Origin of the sequence: Bremerella sp. TYQ1, assembly GCF_020150455.1 — a bacterium.
In the GTDB taxonomy this organism is placed as follows: domain Bacteria; phylum Planctomycetota; class Planctomycetia; order Pirellulales; family Pirellulaceae; genus Bremerella; species Bremerella volcania_A.
In genome coordinates, this window is the sequence record NZ_CP083740.1 from 6,029,426 (window position 1) to 6,047,083 (window position 17,658).

Annotated in this window: 13 protein-coding genes; 7 read left to right on the forward strand and 6 right to left on the reverse strand. The window is 54.0% G+C overall.

Features of this window, described 5'->3' with window-relative positions; all coding sequences use genetic code 11:
- Nucleotides 1-3 precede the first annotated feature (3 nt).
- The 5 genes from LA756_RS24545 to LA756_RS24565 all read left to right on the forward strand — a co-directional run bounded on the left by LA756_RS24545 (nt 4) and on the right by LA756_RS24565 (nt 9,173).
- Nucleotides 4-2,202 carry a hypothetical protein gene (locus LA756_RS24545; protein WP_224437361.1) on the forward strand — a complete coding sequence of 733 codons (2,199 nt, stop codon included), beginning with the start codon at nt 4-6 and terminating at the stop codon, nt 2,200-2,202.
- 459 nt (nt 2,203-2,661) lie between these two features.
- Nucleotides 2,662-6,732 (forward strand): general secretion pathway protein GspD, encoded by a 4,071-nt coding sequence (locus LA756_RS24550; RefSeq protein WP_224437362.1) that lies wholly within the window; start codon nt 2,662-2,664, stop codon nt 6,730-6,732.
- Between the two features lie 100 nt (nt 6,733-6,832).
- Nucleotides 6,833-7,246 (forward strand): four helix bundle protein, encoded by a 414-nt coding sequence (locus LA756_RS24555; RefSeq protein WP_224437363.1) that lies wholly within the window; start codon nt 6,833-6,835, stop codon nt 7,244-7,246.
- A 55-nt stretch (nt 7,247-7,301) separates the two neighbouring features.
- A complete protein-coding gene (locus LA756_RS24560; protein ID WP_224437364.1) occupies nt 7,302-7,769 on the forward strand; it encodes a DUF423 domain-containing protein in 468 nt (155 codons plus the stop codon).
- Between the two features lie 204 nt (nt 7,770-7,973).
- A complete protein-coding gene (locus tag LA756_RS24565) occupies nt 7,974-9,173 on the forward strand; it encodes an AI-2E family transporter (protein WP_224437365.1) in 1,200 nt (399 codons plus the stop codon).
- 132 nt (nt 9,174-9,305) lie between these two features.
- Here LA756_RS24565 and LA756_RS24570 read toward each other — a convergent pair whose 3' ends face one another.
- The 4 genes from LA756_RS24570 to LA756_RS24585 all read right to left on the reverse strand — a co-directional run bounded on the left by LA756_RS24570 (nt 9,306) and on the right by LA756_RS24585 (nt 12,587).
- Nucleotides 9,306-9,821, reverse strand: coding sequence for a hypothetical protein (locus LA756_RS24570; RefSeq protein ID WP_224437366.1), 516 nt, complete (start codon nt 9,819-9,821; stop codon nt 9,306-9,308).
- 602 nt (nt 9,822-10,423) lie between these two features.
- On the reverse strand, nt 10,424-10,615 hold the full coding sequence (locus LA756_RS24575) for a hypothetical protein (protein WP_224437367.1): 192 nt from the start codon (nt 10,613-10,615) through the stop codon (nt 10,424-10,426).
- A gap of 524 nt (nt 10,616-11,139) precedes the next feature.
- Nucleotides 11,140-12,282 (reverse strand): cysteine desulfurase family protein, encoded by a 1,143-nt coding sequence (locus LA756_RS24580; protein ID WP_224437368.1) that lies wholly within the window; start codon nt 12,280-12,282, stop codon nt 11,140-11,142.
- Nucleotides 12,282-12,587, reverse strand: a complete 306-nt coding sequence (locus LA756_RS24585) for a hypothetical protein (RefSeq protein WP_224437369.1) — start codon at nt 12,585-12,587, stop codon at nt 12,282-12,284. Before LA756_RS24585 ends, LA756_RS24580 begins: the two co-directional genes overlap by 1 nt.
- Nucleotides 12,588-12,849: 262 nt before the next feature.
- Here LA756_RS24585 and LA756_RS24595 point away from each other — a divergent pair, with 262 nt between their 5' ends.
- Nucleotides 12,850-13,857, forward strand: coding sequence for a DUF1559 domain-containing protein (locus tag LA756_RS24595; RefSeq protein WP_261362060.1), 1,008 nt, complete (start codon nt 12,850-12,852; stop codon nt 13,855-13,857).
- Nucleotides 13,858-13,999: 142 nt separating this feature from the next.
- Nucleotides 14,000-14,449 (forward strand): tRNA adenosine(34) deaminase TadA, encoded by a 450-nt coding sequence (gene tadA / locus LA756_RS24600; protein WP_224440433.1) that lies wholly within the window; start codon nt 14,000-14,002, stop codon nt 14,447-14,449.
- A 7-nt stretch (nt 14,450-14,456) separates the two neighbouring features.
- On the opposite strand, the gene LA756_RS24605 is transcribed toward tadA, so the two are convergent.
- Together LA756_RS24605 and LA756_RS24610 are read right to left on the reverse strand one after the other, a co-directional pair.
- Nucleotides 14,457-15,965, reverse strand: coding sequence for an FHA domain-containing protein (locus LA756_RS24605; RefSeq protein ID WP_224437370.1), 1,509 nt, complete (start codon nt 15,963-15,965; stop codon nt 14,457-14,459).
- 236 nt (nt 15,966-16,201) lie between these two features.
- Nucleotides 16,202-17,656 (reverse strand): NADH:flavin oxidoreductase, encoded by a 1,455-nt coding sequence (locus LA756_RS24610; protein ID WP_224437371.1) that lies wholly within the window; start codon nt 17,654-17,656, stop codon nt 16,202-16,204.
- Nucleotides 17,657-17,658: the final 2 nt, after the last annotated feature.

Below are 17,658 nucleotides of genomic sequence, written 5' to 3' on the forward strand. Positions count from 1 at the left end.
ATCATGAAGAAGCTAGATCTACAAAGCGGTGGGATCAAAACCAAATTGATCCTGCATATCGAAAAGATCGTCTTCGGATTGGCCATCGCTATGGTGGCTGCGTTCGTCTACTTTGGGACGCAGCAGCAGTCGATCACTACCAAGCCAGGCGATCTTGAAGATCAAGCTCGCAAGGCCGAAGAAAACATGAAGAAGGCGACTTGGGATCAAGTCGAAACCGAGCGTTGGGTCGCTCCGGAATATCAAACGGCGGCCGTTCGTGCGAGCAAGCCGATTCCGCTGAACCCCTACGAAACGCCTTCCAGCTTTCGTGTGCGTCACAAGGAAAGCATCGAGAAGCGGCCCGATCCAACTCTCTTGACCGTCACCGACCTGGAAGTCACTCCTGGCTTCGCACCGCTGGCATATCTTAGCCCTAATCAAGTTGGGCAGGGGGGCCAAATGCGCGGCGAAGGCATGGGCATGCCTGGGATGATGCCGGAAGGGGGTGGATACGATATCTACTCCGGCGGTGGCTATGGCGGCGAAATGGGCATGGCCGATCCCGACGCTCCACCGACGTTGACTCCAGAACAAGCATTGGAATTAGGTTCGCCGCGTGGCGCTTCCGGTAGCAAGATCGAAGGCAAGTACTTTGTTGCCATCACCGGTCTGGCACCATTGAAGAAGCAGTTAGATTTGTACGACGCTGCGTTCAAGGATCGTGCGAACTACATGGAAGGCCGCGACTATCCACGCTACGTTCACTTCGCGGTCGAACGTCGCGAGCAGAACCCAGATGGTTCGTGGGGCGAATGGGAAAAGTCGATCAATGTGAATCAGCAGCGTGCCGTGGCTCGCTATCGCTGGGCGTTTATGCCGGACGAAGTGGCTCCGCCTGAGTATCTCGACCCGGTTCTCAGCTTCCCAATGCCACCGATCCTTCTTTTCAACCCAGGCGACTGGGGCCGTCATTCGTCTGTCCCTGAATACGAACCGCGCGATCAGTACGGTAACGAAGGGCAGATGATGGGCGACGAAATGAATCAGCAGATGATGCCCGAAGTTGGTGGTGACATGCCAGGCGATATCCCTGGATTCATGGACCCCAACGGCATGGGCGGAATGGGTGGCATGGAAGGCAACATGTATGGTCGACCTGGAATGATGCCTGGCATGATGGGTGGTCGAACGAATCAAGACATGTTGACGCCACCACCAGGCATGATGCGAAAGCGAACCAACTCGCGTGGCGGTGGCGGCATGAGCCCTCGCGGTATGGAAGGTGGCGGCGGTATGTATGGTTCTTCGGCATTCGATGCTGAGAACAAAATGTTCCGCTTCTACGATACTTCGGTGATGCCGAACAAAACGTACCAATACCGCGTGCAGCTGTGGCTCGAGGATCCCAACAATCCTCAGAACTACCAGGAAGCACCTCCTGCACGTGCTTTGGAATCGACCGTTCTCACGCGTCTGAAGCCAGAACGTGACAAGATCATGAAGGCCATGCAGACCCAGCAGGGCGGCATGCGAGAAATGCGAGGTCAGGGGAACACGCAGACTGGACCACAGTTCCAGTTCTGGAGAACCACTGAGTTCAGCGAAGCAAGCCCAGCGGTCCGTGTTCCTTCCAGTTCGGACGTGGTCGCTGGTTCGGTCGATGCCGGCCGAACGGTGGTCAGCCGAAGCGATCGTAGCAAAGTGCTGCGAACTTCCGATCCAACCGCGAAAGTGCTCGCGATGAAGTGGGATCCGAAGGAAGATGTCAAAGCCTTGGTGACCAAGGAACTGCAGGACGTTACCCGCGGCTCGTCGGTCGAATACAAGGGTGACTTGTGGGTCCTCGATCCTGGCACGTACCAGTTCCGCAAACCTTATCCGCTCGATGCGGATAAGAGGGATCAAGAGTACACACTGAAGACAGGGTACACCGTGCTCGATATTCGGGGTGGCCAAGACACCGTGGGTCGATTTACCACTGAAGAAAACGAGAAGCTGAAAGTGCCTGGCGAAATCTTGGTGCTCGACGACGCGGGGAACATTCACATCAAGTCGGAAATCGACGAAGTGAAGAAGTTCGCTAAGTTCAACTTCTCGAAACCGGAAGTCAAAAAGCCGCGTGGCGGTCGATCTCCGGACGAACTCATGATGGAAGGTGGCTACGAAGAGTATGGCGGCGGCGAAGGTCGTGGCCGCCGTGGCCGCGGACGAGGCGAATAGCCACGTTGCTTCCTCTGGTAAAGATCATTGAATGAAAAGGGCGTTCTTCGGAACGCCCTTTTTTCTTACGAAACCGTCCCAAATATCTATTGAGCCATTTCTCGGTTCCCAGTACCGTACTCGCCGGCGATTTTGCGCCATGAGCCTAGGAGAAAACCTGTGCTAGCAGCGCGACCGATCAGTTTTCAGAAAATAGTTGGGCAATACCACAAACCGGTATTGACCCATATTTTTGGAACCGGTATTTAACCGCCTCACCTAGAAATGCAAGGATGCAGATTCACCAGTGCGCGCGACGCGTGGACACTGCCAAAGGACCCGTTTGGGACCGTTGGTGGATGTTCCCTTGTCAGAAACGTGTCGGCGTGGGGGAAGGATAGGAACACCATGAATCATTCTCGGACGATCCCAAAACACATGGATCGCAGGCTGCCACAAGTTCAGACAAGGAGAGTCGCGTTGAATTTGGCCACGCGTGTGCTTACAGCCGGTCTCATTGCCGTGCTGTGCTTCAGCACTGGAAAAGGGGTCGTCGCTAACCCGTTGACCGAGATTGAGCTCGTCACGACCATGACGGCGACCGGTCAACAGCAGGGTTCGCTGTACGATCAGCAAAAGCAGGAAGAGGTGCTTCGGAACGCTCGCGCCGCGATGCGTGCTGGAGACTACCAACGTGCTGGCTCGCTGATCGAGCAAGCCAAGTCATTCAATGCTCCTGGCGATCCCGCCTTCAGCAAGTTCCGCGACACGCCTGAAAAGGCTGCCCAGGATCTTGCCGATCTGCAGGGTGCCAAAAGCAATCCCGACTACGTCGGCCAGAAGTTGCTCGGTCAGTCACCTGACATGCAGCAGCAAATGGCTGCTGAAGCTCTGGCTCGGGGCAAAGCAGCCCTGGAAAGCGGCCAGACGATGTCGGCGTTGAACTACTATCAACAAGCCGCCAAAGCCGGTCCTAACTTTCAGTCGGCCGGTTACTCGGTGATGGCTTTCCGCCGCGATCTGGAACAAGCGGGCGTTCAAGGGGCAATGCTCGGTGGCGATGTCGCTGCCGCACCGCAGGCCACCACGCCAACTCGCTTGCCAAGCGTGAGCGAAACGCCGGAACCATCGACGACGGCAAATCCTTACATGGCTGCCAGCGGCGCCCAAGGCAACGCCGAAACGGCTCGCCGAATGCTGCTTCAGGCTCGCCTCGAACTGGCTCGCGGGAATGTGGCACTCTCCGAGAAGCTCGTTCGCCAGGTGAATGGCTTGGGTCTGGTTTATCCGGCTCACCAAGATTCGCCTGAGAATGTTGACTACTTGATCCGCAAAGTCAATCAGGTTTCCGCTTCGCCGGTTGGTCCTCAGTCGGCCTATCAGTTTGGTGAAGTTCTGCTGCAACAAGCCGAAGGCCTGATGCTTTACGGCCAATACGATCTGGCCGAGCAAATGACTCGCCAGGTGCAGTCGATGAACCTCGACTTCCAGCGTGCACGCGTGACGCCTGACCGATTGATGACGGAGATCACTCGTCGTCGTAGCGGTCAGTCGGGCGGTCAGCAGGCCTCGCCGCAGGTTCCTGACAACATTGCAGGAAACGCCCGTGCGAAAGAACAAGCCATCCTCGTGCAAGCGAAAGCAGCTTTGGATCGTGGCGACATCGGCACTGCCGAAGCGTTCACCAAGCAAGCCAGCACGCTCGGCAACGGAAGCTACCAACAAGGCGACCTTCGCCCTGACCTGTTGATGCTGGAAATTCAACGAGCCAAGGCTTCCAGCCCAGTTCGTCATGCCAGCGGAACGCAGAGCCAAGGTGGTGCTGGATTCCCAGTCGCTCAAGGTCTCTACAATCCTCAGAACGACGATACCCGCAACATGCCAGCTTCGGCTCAGCAGGGTGCGACCGGTCAAGCCGGCATGCGTTACTTGCAGGAAGGCGAACAAGCCTTGGCTGCTGGTGACAAAATGAAGGCTCGCAAGTTGTTCGAGGAAGCTTGGAAGTACGAAAACCAACTCGAACCAGGTGCTCGCCAGCGTCTGCAAGACTTCCTGCAGTACCAAACCAATCCTGTGACCAGCGGTGTCGCTCAAACGAGCAATCCTTCGCCACTGGCGGAAATCGACGCTCGTCAGCAGGTCCTTCTGCGTCAGATGATCGCGGAAGTGACTCGCGGACAGTCGCAAGCCGATGCCATGCGAGAAGTCGATCCGAAGGGTGCTTTGGACAAGCTGAAGACCGTTCGCAAGACGGTTGACGAGTCGGCCATCGACGCCGTCGGTAAGAAGCAGCTTCTCTCCCGCGTCGATCGTAGCATCGAATCGCTGGAAACCTACATCGACATGAACAAGTCGCAGATCGAACTCGACGAGCGAAATGCCGCTCTGAAGAAAGAGATCAAAGACGAACGCGATTACAAGCTGGAAGTCGACAACAAGTTGGCTGAAATGGTCGAGCAGTTCAACGAACTGATGGACCAACAGCGATGGCAAGAAGCGGAAGTGCTCGCTCGCCAGGCCCGCGAAATGGATCCGGAAAACCCGGTCGTCCAAACGCTGATCTGGAAATCGAAGTTCGCTCGCCGCACCTATCAGAACCTTGCGTTGCAGGACCAGAAGGAAGAAGCCGTCTGGGCAACGCTGCAAGATGTCGAAAACTCGGCCATCCCGTTCAACGACTCGAACCCAATCCGGTTCGGTGACGCCAAAGAATGGGCTGACATGACCGAACGTCGTCGTCGCTGGTTGGCAGAGAACTCGCAGATCTCGGAAGACGAAGTCGAGATTCGCAAGGCTCTCAAGACCAAAGTCGACGTCAAGTTCAACAAGCAGTCGCTGCAAAGCGTCATGGAAACCCTCGGCAGCATGGTCGGTATCAACGTGATGCTTGATCCACGCGGCCTGCAGGCAGAAGGGGTGACTTACGACACCGAAATCACCATTAACATGCAGCAAGCGGTTCGCTTGGACAGTGCTTTGAATCACATTCTGCAGCCACTGCGGCTCAGCTATGTGATTCGCGACGAAGCCCTGGTCATCACCAGCGAATCGTTCCGCAGCCGCAACGTTTACCAGAAGGTTTACAACGTCGCTGACTTGGTGCTGCCGATTCCGAACTTTGTTCCGAGCTACAACATGGGTTTGCCAGGTGCCATTAAGGCTGCCTACGAAAGCCAAGGTCTTGCCGGTTCGCCAGCAGGTACCATGGGCGGAACCAACCCGATGTCGCTGTTCGCTCAAGGGGAAGACCTCAGCAGCTCGAGTGCTTTGGCTCAGGTTCCTAACGGATTCATCCCTGGCTTGTCCGGCGGTGGTCCTCCTGTCAGCGGTCAAGCTCAAGGCAACATGGGCTTCGGTCCTGGTGGCGGTGTCGGCGGAGCCGGTGGCTTCGGTGGTGGCGTTCAGCCTGACTTCGACTCGCTGATCGAACTGATCACAACGACGGTGGAACCAGAATCGTGGGAAGAACTGGGGGGTCCTGGTTCGGTCGCTCCATTCGCTACGAACCTTAGCCTGGTTGTCAGCCAGACTCAGGAAGTGCACGACCGACTCGCCGACCTCTTGGCTCAGCTGCGACGTCTGCAAGACCTTCAGGTCACCATCGAAGTTCGCTTCATCACGCTGACCGACAACTTCTTCGAGCGTATCGGTGTCGACTTCGACTTCGAGCTCAACGATAACTCGGACGGCCCAAGCCCAACCGGTAGCCCTAGTGTGACGGTCGGTTTGAACGAGTACGATCCTGTGAACGGCCCTGTGTTCACGGAAGACTTGGACCTTCAGTTCACACAGCAGATGTTTGCTAACACGGTTCCTGCGGTCGGTGGTCTTATCCAACCGGCAGGTGCTCAGTTTGGCTTCGCCATGCTGTCGGACATCGAAGCTTACTTCGTGATGCAGGCCGCCCAGGGTGACTTGCGATCGAACGTGATGCAAGCTCCTAAGGTTACGCTGTTCAACGGTCAAACGGCATTCGTGTCGGATACCACGCAAACCCCGTTCGTCACGAGCGTGGTCCCTGTCGTGGGTGACTTTGCCGCCGCACAGCAGCCGGTCATTGTGGTTCTCAACGAAGGTACTTCGCTCAGCGTTCAAGCGGTTGTCTCGCCAGACCGTCGCTTTGTCCGCCTGACGCTGGTACCATTCTTCAGCCGTATCGGAAACGTCGAAGAGTTCACCTTTGAAGGAACGACCAGCAGTCGTACCGACTCGACGGTGACCGATCCTGACGCTCCGGATGGCGGTTCGACCGAAGATGAAGAGGAAGAAACCACTTCCGGTACCACGATTCAGCTGCCGCAGTTCTCCTTCGTGACAGTGAGCACGACGGTGAGTGTGCCGGACGGCGGTACGGTGCTCTTGGGTGGTATTAAGCGTCTGAGCGAAGAACGTCGCGAACGCGGTATTCCGGTCTTCAGTAAGCTGCCGTACATCAACCGACTGTTCCGTAATGTGGGTATCGGCCGCGAAACCCAAAGCCTCATGATGATGGTGACTCCTCGAATCATCATCCAAGAGGAAGAAGAAGCCAAACTCGGCTTCACCAACTAACGCCACAGTCGGCAATCAAGCTATGACCTCCTGCCGCCGTGGAATGTCTTCGGACTTCCACGGCGGTATTTTTTGCGCGCTGCTCGGGGGTTGGAATACAATGGGGTTTGCTCCGTGCTGGCCTTGGAAGTTGACGTGCCGATCGAAGTGTTCAGTTTTCAGTGTTCCGTTTTCAGTAAGAGGGAGGAAAGACGAATTGGCTTACCAGTCGTTTGAAGACCTTGAAGTTTGGAAACGATCCTGCAAACTAGCTGTCGAGATCTATGCGTCATTACAGGCCTGTCGCGACTTCGCACTCCGAGATCAAATGCAGAAGTCGGCTGTGTCCGTGGCCAGCAACATTGCCGAAGGTTCCGAACGGGGCGGGAAAGACTTCATCCGCTTCCTGAAGATCGCCCAAGGCTCGGCTGCTGAGTTGAGAACCCAATGTTACATTGCCGCACGTGTGGGGGTGATCTCTCACAAAGACCAAACAAGATTCGTGTCAGAGCTAAAACGATTTCCCGTATGCTAACCAGTCTGGCACAATCTCTTACTGAAAACCGAACACTGAAAACTGAAAACTAACAATGTCCAAATTTGTCTTGTTTCTAGGCGTTCTGTTTGCCCTTACCGCGGTCGTGGCGGGAGCGATGGAGCATATGGTTCGTGACATGATCGTGGAAGCAACGTCCAGTGGCGAGCCTGCCGAAGGAGAGCTTTCCGATCCGGCCCCCAACGCGGAAGCGGCTAAGCGGCTTTCGCAGTACGAGACCGGGGTGAAGTACCACATGTACCACGGACTCGCGATGATCGGGCTGGGGCTCACCATGGCCGTTTCCGCCAGAGGTCAAGTCATCGGCTTAATCGCCGCATTGGCCATGGTCGTCGGTGTGAAGCTTTTCAGTGGAACGCTCTATTTGATCTCCGCCCTCGGCATGACTCAATTCACGATGATCGTCCCTATCGGCGGTTCGATCATGATTTTGGGATGGATCCTGTTTCTGATAACCGTTCTATTGTTCGAACCATTGGTCGACAAAGAAGATTTGGAATAAACAAAGAGAGTTCCGTTTTCGAATTTCTGTTTTCAGCAGGAAGGAACTGCCGTTCCATTATGATGTTTGCGTTTTCCGTAGTGTCGCCCCCTCACCCTAACCCTCTCCCCAAGGGGCGAGGGGACTTATCTATGGGAGCGGAAGCTCCCCTCTTACTGAAAACTGAACACCGAAAACTGAAAACTCCCCCTAAGAAAGCATCTCATGTCTCGATTTGATGTCATTGAAACAGACATACGGCGACAAACCATATGCCTGGCCATTGGGGTTGGGGTGCTTGCGTTGTGGACGCTTTACTGGCTGCAGTCCGTTTTGATTCCCTTCGTCATGGCGATCTTTATCGTCAGCGGACTGACCCCGGTCCTTTCCGGAATTCAAGATCGCCTTTCCACCACGCGGCTCGTTGCCGTGTTGATCGCTTCGATGATCGGCTTCGCCCTGGTCTTTGTGTTGTGGAGCATTATCTGGGTCTCCGTCGCACAGCTTCGTGAAGATGGAAAGAAGTATGTCGAAGGTGCCAAGGCCTGGCAGGCCTGGATACCTGAGTTTGTGATGAAGCCCGAGTTGGCCATGCAAAGCATCACGTCGTGGTCCAACAGTTCGACCGATACGGCCCAGAATGGTTCCGAGCCAGATGTCGAAGGAGCGGCGGTGCAAGAAGCGGGCAGCCTCGAACAACAAACGTCTCAAAAGGACGGGTTTTCGGAGTTTATCCACAACTTTTCGACAGCCGCACTTCAGCATATGGTTGGCTGGACGTGGTACTTGCTGCAGACAGGAACGATGGTCGTCATCTTTCTGTTCTTTTTGCTACTAGGAAGTTCCGATGCCACGTTGCCGGAGGATACCTGGAAAGAGATCGATCAGAAAATCCGCGAGTACATTTTGACGAAATCGTTGATCTCGTTTTTCACAGGCCTCGCGTTCGGGTTCGTACTTTGGCTGTTCGGAATTCCGTTGGCGGCCGTCTTTGCCCTGCTGGCGTTCCTGTTTAACTTCATTCCAAACATCGGACCGATTTTCGCTTGCTTGTTGCCGTTGCCGCTGATCTTGCTCGATCCGGAAATGGCACTTTGGAAAATGGTCCTGGTCATTTCGCTCTCTTCGGCCGTGCAGATCATCAGCGGCAACGTTATCGAACCACGCATGATGGGCGATTCGTTCGACGTTCACCCGATTGCGATTCTGTTGGCGTTGATGTTCTGGTCGCTTGTCTGGGGCATGATCGGCATGTTCCTGGCCGTTCCAATGACCGCGGTAATGAAGATCTTGTTTGCCAAGTTCGAGATGACCAAACCTTTGGCCGATCTCTTGGCCGGAAGAATCGACGGCCTGAGCATGCAGTCGTTCAACTTCAGCAGCGGCGATTCACCCGATTCCGCCTCGGCAGAAGCACAAGCTTAGCGCGTGCTATTCAATGCAGCAAATGGGTACTAACGCTAAGTCCTGGGGAAGGACGCTTATTCGTTAGTACCCATGAGCATTGATATGCTTGATAACTAGGAAACTCGGTGATGTGGCTAAAAGCATCAACTGCTAAAACGGGTCGCTCCGCGTAAGCTGAAACGTTGCCGAGCAACCATCGAGTACCACGCCGTTGTAAGGCGCACCACCTCCAGGGAAGATGACGGAACAGTCCCACTCAGTCACGTTAAGTGGAAGATTGGTGAGGTACAGCGAAGCTCTGCCTTGCACGTTGGTAGGAACAGAGTAGGAACCTATCCCTTCGACCGTAAACGTCACATATCGATTGTAAACAGCGTACCCATGTAGGTTACCACTCCATTGCTCGAAGTATTGCTGGAGTTGGACTTCCAGGTTGGCTGTCGTTGCCGTCGTTCGAATGTTGAAGTCATTCATCGGCTGAGGGTCAAGAAGATAACGGGGGTCGGTGAAAGTGGTTTCAGAAGTTGGCGTGCCAGATTGGGCAAACGCTTCGCTACACCAGCCACTCGCCAGCAGCACCGCCATGCAGCTGAGCAACAACGTTACGCTGCTGCGTGATCGTAGAAGAGACCGTTGGTTTGTGATTCCGCCTGCACTTACATTCATCAAGTCGTTCCTTATGGGGTGGAAATGGTAACGAGCAATAGATGGATGCATTGTTATTCCATCCATGCATGAAGAGACAAAGTAGTGTGGTTGCGACCTATCAAGAAATGATGTTATGTGTTCGCAGGATAAGTAGACGCCGTTACGTAAATGATGGTATTAGGCATCCGTCATGTGAGGCATGGTAGAGGGCGCGGGAGTCGCGTCAAAGAAATCGACCGAGTGAAGTTCGGTAGTCGGTCATTGGAATTACGTCGGCCGACGATTCGGGCAAACGCATCGCTCGCCTGAACATTGCGGCCTCAATGCAAAGCTCACCGACCAAGTGCGAGAAAGCAGATCGCAAGAGAAATAGCCTGGGCCGCAACCGACATGTTTCGACAGGACAGTTGGGTGAAAGAGGGAGACAGAAAATCTCCGCCTGGTTGATCGCGGGATATCGATAGATGATTGAAGATCGGTGGGTTAGACTTCTCGCGTTCCACAACGAGAGGACGGCTTCGATCGTTCCCCGAGAGGCTGCCCACTAACGATCGAAGCTGCCCTGCCCATTTGGATCAGAACAACATGGCGTTGTTACTTGTTCCGGCTATTTCGCGAGACTAGTCATCCCCATCGAGGCGATAGGCGACTTCGTCGTCATCTTCGAGTTGGCTGTGGCACTTTTCGCAAGTGATGCAGCCGTCGTTATCTTTCGATCCATTGACGATGCTGTTGCACTGCATACAGCGGTACATCAGCGAGAAGCAAATGGAGTCGGTATCGATCTGGAAACCTTGTGCTTTGACAATCATTTTGGAAGCCTCATTTCGTTACTGGCAGGCGAAGGGGCCTCGTCTTCCTTGCTTGTTTGCCCGGAAGAGGATTCGCGTCAAACGGGGTGATCTTGGGAGTGCTCTCTAAATTAGCGGAAAATACTTGCGCTAACAGGAACGCTACCGGAACGCACACGCAGGCATCCATCGAAATTGGGGGGAATCCCAAATCGTGAAAAGTTGGAGTGCCAAGCTTAAGTACGTCATTAGGGCGGACCCCATCTGACTCAGCCCCACATAAGTGGCAACCTCATCAATCGTTCTTCGATCAACGATGACCGATTTCTTTACGGCTTATCCCGTAAAGATTGATTTGGGGCAAAATGCAAAGAAAGGGGTGAGGGGAAGGGCAGGGAGAACCACCTTAGCCGCTGTGTTGATCGAGTCAGCAGAAGATGCAGAACGATTGCTGACTTATTGTAAGGTAGTTTACGAGTAGTATTGAAAGAGTATTGCAGAAGTGTACACGCGTCAATCATTAAATGGGACGATGATTAGCGCGTTTATTGCCGCAATGATTCCCATGCATGAATCAACAAGTCGGCGGCCTGATCGACTTCTTCTTCAGAAGTGTACCAGCCCAAGCTTAGCCGAATGGTTCCTTCCTTTTCCTTGTCGGAAGCCCCCATCGCCGCGAGCACAACGGAAGCGTTTCCACCACCGACACTATCGCCGCACGAAGTAAAGGCACATATCTCTGGAACGCGCTGAAGCAGCTTTTGTCCGGAAACAAAGGGGAAGTTAACGCAAAGAGTGTTAGGAAGTCGCTCGGCACGTGAACCATGAATGACAATCGGTTCCGGAATCGCCTCCATTAATCTTCGCGAAAACTGCCGCGTAAGTAGTGTTAGTTTCTCCGCCGCAGCATCAATGCTTCGTCCGACCAGGTTCGCAGCTTTGCCCATGCCGACCCAAGCCATGACATTTTCAGCACCACCTCGCAAGGAATGTTCCGCACCACTACCGTGAATCAAAGGCTGGATTGAGGTGCCGTTCTTTACATAAAGAGCTGCTGCCCCTTTCGGCCCATAGAATTTATGCGCCGATATGCTTAGCAAATCGACCCCCAGCTGCTGAGGGCTAATGTGAATCTTTCCGGCGGCCTGGCAAGCATCCGTATGAAATAGGATCCCTTTATCCTTGCATATTTCGGCCAATTCCTGGACCGGCTGCAGCACGCCTGTCTCATCGTTGGCAAGCATGATTGAGACTAGTTTCGTATCTGGACGAATGGCAGCCGCAAACGCGTCGAGCATCACTTGCCCGTTCTCGTCAACGGGAACAGTCGTCGCATCGCAACCCAGTCGTACGCAATGAGTTACGGTTTGCATGACCGCAGCATGTTCAATGGCCGAAACAATGATGTGGCAACGCTCTCTTTGAGCCAGATATTCACTGACTGCCCCTTGAATAGCCAAGTTGCAGCTTTCTGTACCCGTGGCGCAAAACACGATCTCATCAGAGGTTACGCCAAGCAGGTGAGCCACCTGACCGCGAGCATCTTCCAAGGCCTCATCAATAGCCCGACTTCGCGCATACATGGCATCAGGCGACGCAAAGTACTCTGCCATAAAGGGTAACATCGCTTCCTGAACGCTCGGAGCGATCGGAGTCGTCGCGTTGTAATCGAGGAAGATAGACTTCATCAGACTTTCGGCATCGATCCCTTAAACCCGAAGTCTGCAAAGGACTTAGGAAGAACGATGGCCGTAATTTTGAGGTAGCTGATTGATGTAAAAGGGATAATGACCTGGCGAGCCCCGATGGCATCAGGCGTTTGCCGCTGGACGACCACCATGTTGTCGTCGTAAGCGAAGCCCACGAAAGGAATTGACTCGTTGAGCTCGGTCATGATGACCCCTTTGTGAGGTACATCTTTAGGCCAACGTTCGAGCAGATCGAGCCAGATATTCTTCTCGGGATTCACGGTCGTACCTAAGTCAAAGACCACCAACAAGATCCCGCGCCGGGATGCATCTAGAAATAGAGTGTCGGTGTGGAAAAGGGAGCCTTTGCAAAAAACTTTCCGCAGCCTGCGAATCCGAAATGGTTGATGAATCCTGTAAAACCGTTACCTAGAGCCAGTTTGCGTCGCGCCCCCTCCGTTGACAAAGTACTCGACATTTGCACAGGAATGGGTGATACTTAGGGCTGGCCATGCACCTGAAAATAACGCTCGTCAGTGACTTCTCACGCATTAAGGATTTCCGGACATGATCAACCGCCGACACGGCTTCACACTGGTGGAATTGCTAGTCGTGATCGCCATTATTGGAATTTTGGCAGGGCTTCTGCTCCCAGCGGTCAATATGGCGCGAGAAGCAGCCCGACGCGCGGACTGCATGAACAACATGAAGCAGCTCGGCATAGCTGTGCAGACGAAGATGAATTCGCATCCCCGTAACGAAATGCCTCCGCATCGTTCGTGGTCGAAAGCCGTTGCGAATACGTCGGGTGCTAAAGGCAGCTACCAAGCGTACGAAATCGTCGGTTGGGTGGTTCCGTTGCTGAGCGAAATCGATCGCCAAGACTTGGCGGAATCGTACATTGCTGGTGATCCATCGAATTCGATCGTTGCTTACGATCCAGTCGTCCTCGATGGCATTATCATTCAGACGTTGGTTTGTCCTAGCGATCCTCTCGATCCCGCCGAAACGAATCCAGTCAGCTACTATCCCAATGGCGGTTTCTCGAACAACCTGGCCGACACTTCCGATCCTCTCGATCTTCCTGAAAACGGTGCCTGGAGTGACTACAGCAACCTGTGGGGGCAAGACGAAGTCAAAATCACTAGCTCGAAGTTCAAAGATGGTATGTCGAACACGCTGTTGCTGAGCGAACGAGTTCGTATTCCTGCGTTTGGTACTGCTGGTGCCGGTGTGAAGTGGAATGAAGAAATCAGCGAAGATGACGCAGCACTTCTTTGGAATGATGCATTTGCCACCGCTGGTGGTCCTATTTCGCTGGGCGAACTCAGCACGCCGCTGGGGGGCAACTTTCTGCCATCCAGCTATCACGGCGACACCGTGTTGACTTCGTTTGTGGATGGCTCCGTCAAAGTCGTTCAGACCGACATGGATTCCAATGTCTACGGACGCATTCTGACCAGTGACGGGCGCGATTCTCGTCTCAAAGGTGGTGCTTCGCCATACTTTGGCAATGGGAACACGACGTCCGGCAATTGGCAGCAGAAGTCGCTCAGCGAAGATGATCTGCCGTAAGGTCGTGACGATCTCGCCAAACTCAAGTACATTCAAGGGCATCCTTCCTATTGTGGAAGGATGCCTTTTTTGTTTCTCGGAAAGCGAGCGAGTGATCGATTCTGATATCCAAGGGCAATTCGACCTGCCTCAACTGCATCAGATGTTCATGCAGATGGCCCTGCAGCAAGCGGAACAGGCCGCACGAATTGAGGAGGTGCCTGTCGGCGCGGTGATTGTGCGCGAGGGTAGTATCATCGCGGCCGCTCACAACCAACGTGAGATGCTACGCGATCCCACTGCTCATGCGGAAATGATTGCGATCACTCAAGCTGCCGAAGCGGTTGGCGGATGGCGACTGGAAGACTGCATCTTATACGTCACGCTCGAGCCATGTCCGATGTGTGCGGGAGCAATCCTTCAGGCCAGAATTCCGGTCGTCGTTTATGGTGCCAACGATCCCAAGGCCGGAGCCGTTCAGTCGTTGTATCAAATGCTAGGAGATTCTCGCCTGAATCATCGCTGCGAGGTGGTGGGCGGAATCTTGCAGGATCGCTGCGGCCAGATACTGACAGAGTTCTTCCGGAAACGCCGGGCCGAAGGAAAAAAGTAGATTCCGATTAATTTGCCGCATCGTCCGGCACGGACGGTTTCGATGGCAAATAGCCGAGACGATTCAGTTGGCTGATGAAATTGGTTTCGCACAGAATCCGCCATCGCTTGGGATCAGGGTGAGAGATCAAAATCGCTTCGATCTCCGGCAGCCGCTTAGTAATTTGATCGCTGTAGTCGCATAGCCAATGCACCCAGTCCGTAACTTTCAAACCATTGGCGGCAGTTGCCGGCGTTTGTTCCTGGTACCAGGCGATCGCCTCAGGCTGTTTCGCGAGGGCGTCTTGCTGACCTTCTTTCAAAAAGAGAAAAGTGGCGTGGTTTTTGTCCCACGCGTCACGGATCTCGGCGATCACGTTTTCGACATCGGCGATGTGCAAAACCTGAACATTTGAATCCGAGTCAGTAAACGCGTGGTCCGCTGCGGCTTGCCATGGTTTGGCGTCTATGCCGTCGGTATTTAGCACGACGCCAAGATCGCGATGGCGAGCTAGACGGCGTAAGAATTCAATTGGTATTGGTTCGGTACCGACAGAGTCGACCAGGTGATGATCTGTACCGACTGCTTGGGCATGAAACGTCGCAAATTTTCGACGCACGAGATCCTCGAAGACCCAAGTGCGAAGTGTCGCATCCGGCGCGTCGGTGCCACCATCGATCGAAACATGAAATGTCGTTTGGCCGGCAATAAATGTGTCGCCGGTGTAAATGGTAGCGTAGGGAACTTGCAGGTCATTCAATCGCGTGCCGTTCTGACTTTGAAGGTCACGCAAGCGACAGCGTTTGCTTTCGCAATCGAGTCCAAAGTGGATACCGGAAATCGAACCATCACCCACGACGGTTACGTCAGCCATCTGATTTCGACCGACAATCACTGTCTGCCCAGGGCTCAACCAAATGTGGCGTTTGCCGGAAGCGTCTTCAAACGTCACGTTCAAACGATGGATACGTACTGAATCGGAACGCGTGGCGTCGATCGTTTCACTTGTTGTCGCGGACGATGCCTCTTGGTCTGCGTTAAGTCGCCGTGCGAGTTCTTCGAGATTGCTGCCGATATCGCCCGTCGATTCGATAGCCCGAGGGTCAACCGGTTGAGCTGAAGCGAATGGCATTGCCGTGGCACCATTCGCTGCGTCTCGTTGGCGAAGTTTTTGCATCTCGGGATACATCAACGGATCGACAACGGTTGTGTTGATTTCGCCATCGAAGCGGACCTGAAACTCGGAGTTTCCGGCCCGGATAATGTCACGATCGTGAAGTTCGACCAGATTAACTCGAATGCCGTTGACGAATGTGCCGTTTCGGCTGTTCAGATCTCGAATGCGGCAATTCGAGTTATCGCAAAGCAGGGCAAAGTGCAGGCCTGACAATGCGCGATCGTCAGCAATCGTCAAATCAGCATTCGCTTGACGACCGACTCGCAGCATGAGGCCTTGTTCGGCGGTGACAATTTCCCCTTGGGCAGGACCTTCCTGAACGGTCAGATAGGCACGCATGGCTCGATAGATATTACTCAAGCACGTACGAGAATCGCCTGCTGGAGCCTCGAAAGAGGTGATTCCGCAGCGAATTCTGGTGACGTACTTGCTTCCCCCTGAGTAAACGAATCAACGACTACCGTTGAGTATAGTCGTGCGCGTTACTCGCAACACTATTTCAGCCGAGGAAAGATTCGGAAAAGTTGATCTGACCAGTGATGTCACTGGAACGCTCGACCGATCCGCAGAGTAATTTCGGTCGCTTTTAACCGAAACTATCGAGTCGCTGCCGCTTTAACTTCCTTAAGCTGCTTGGCCTCGGGAAGCTTTTTGTAGTATGGATCGAGCGGATAACAGCCGGAAACAATCCCATTTCGAGGGGCTGATGTGCAGTCGCTGAACGTTCGGCAGATCTTTTTGCGTGGCATCTGTCCTTCTTCCAGCGTTACTTGAGGAAGCTCCGGCAGCGAGAGCACCATGCGGCCTAAGCCAACGCTGTCGACCCAACCTTCGCGAACAACCGCTTGGGCAACATGCGGAATGTATTCCTGCAGGTAGGTATAGCCGGTTCCGACAAGCAGCATTTCAGGAACCGCTTTTTTGCAATCGCGAACTGCTTCAATTTGGCGAACAACGCCCACCAACGGATCTTCCGGCGGCGGATAGCCATCGCTCGGTGGGAAGATCGCAGGGCGTTGAATGTGCGGATTGTAATAAGGGCTGCCGGCCGAAAGGTTCACGGAGAACACGCCTTCCTGATGCAGCAGGCGAATTAATCGAATCGGTTCGTCGAGGTCCATTTCCAACGGGTTTTCGGCACTCACGCCAAAACCGTATTGATAAGGAAGTAGTTCATCGAACGGAACCGGCTCGCCTGCTTCCAGGCCTGCGTGGAATGGTACCATGTCAAAAACGCTCATCCGAACGCCAATCATCAGGCCCGGGCATTCCTGTTTAATGCGACGAATGATGGTCAGCAGAAGTCGCGAGCGGCCCTCGAAGTCGCCGCCGAACTGCCCAGGGCGAGAGCGAGCACTCAAGAATTCATGCAGTAGATAGCCGTGGCAACACTTCACGTCGACAAAGTGGAAACCAAGTTGCTGGGCGATCTTGGCCGATTGAACGTAGTTTTCGATCAGTTCATGGATCTCGTCATCGGTCCAAACGGCGCGATCGTCGTCGGGATCGATCCCGACTTTGGCGTCCAGTATCGGATGATGGTAAGCGATACGTGGCTCGGCGATGTGCTTTTGATTGGGACGGCTGAAGCGACCAGAGTGCGTTAGCTGCAAGCCCACCATCAAATCTGACGAATCGCCAATTTCAGCGCGATGAGTGTTGATCAGCGCATCGTAAAGTTTCTCGAGTCCAAAGCGATTCGACTCCGTACCCAACGTCTGATTAGGATTCGCGCGGCCATCTTCTTGAACAGCTGCTGCTTCGCCACCCCAAATCAGCTTCGCACCGCTGCGGCCGAAGTTTTCCCAGCGTCGAATGGTAAACTCGGTGGGGGATCCATCGGTGTTGGCGTCCCATCCTTCCATCGGATGAATACACCAACGATTGCCAATTTTGAACCCACCGGCATCGATGGTTTCGCCCATTGGCGAATGTTGCTCACGCGTCAGAATCGAATCATCGCAAGGTAAGCTCAGCCCAAGTTCCGCAAGCCGATCCCGAAAGGTCTCGACCGTTTTCAGCTGCGCGACTTTGATGTATCGATTACTCATGC

Coding starts and splice junctions, on each gene's coding strand:
- LA756_RS24545 (WP_224437361.1), top strand. CDS start 4: ATGAAGAAGCTAGATCTACAAAGCGGTGGGATCAAAACCAAATTGATC.
- LA756_RS24555 (WP_224437363.1), top strand. CDS start 6,833: ATGGGGTTTGCTCCGTGCTGGCCTTGGAAGTTGACGTGCCGATCGAAG.
- LA756_RS24560 (WP_224437364.1), top strand. CDS start 7,302: ATGTCCAAATTTGTCTTGTTTCTAGGCGTTCTGTTTGCCCTTACCGCG.
- LA756_RS24565 (WP_224437365.1), top strand. CDS start 7,974: ATGTCTCGATTTGATGTCATTGAAACAGACATACGGCGACAAACCATA.
- LA756_RS24570 (WP_224437366.1), bottom strand. CDS start 9,821: ATGAATGTAAGTGCAGGCGGAATCACAAACCAACGGTCTCTTCTACGA.
- LA756_RS24575 (WP_224437367.1), bottom strand. CDS start 10,615: ATGATTGTCAAAGCACAAGGTTTCCAGATCGATACCGACTCCATTTGC.
- LA756_RS24580 (WP_224437368.1), bottom strand. CDS start 12,282: ATGAAGTCTATCTTCCTCGATTACAACGCGACGACTCCGATCGCTCCG.
- LA756_RS24595 (WP_261362060.1), top strand. CDS start 12,850: ATGATCAACCGCCGACACGGCTTCACACTGGTGGAATTGCTAGTCGTG.
- tadA (WP_224440433.1), top strand. CDS start 14,000: ATGTTCATGCAGATGGCCCTGCAGCAAGCGGAACAGGCCGCACGAATT.
- LA756_RS24610 (WP_224437371.1), bottom strand. CDS start 17,656: ATGAGTAATCGATACATCAAAGTCGCGCAGCTGAAAACGGTCGAGACC.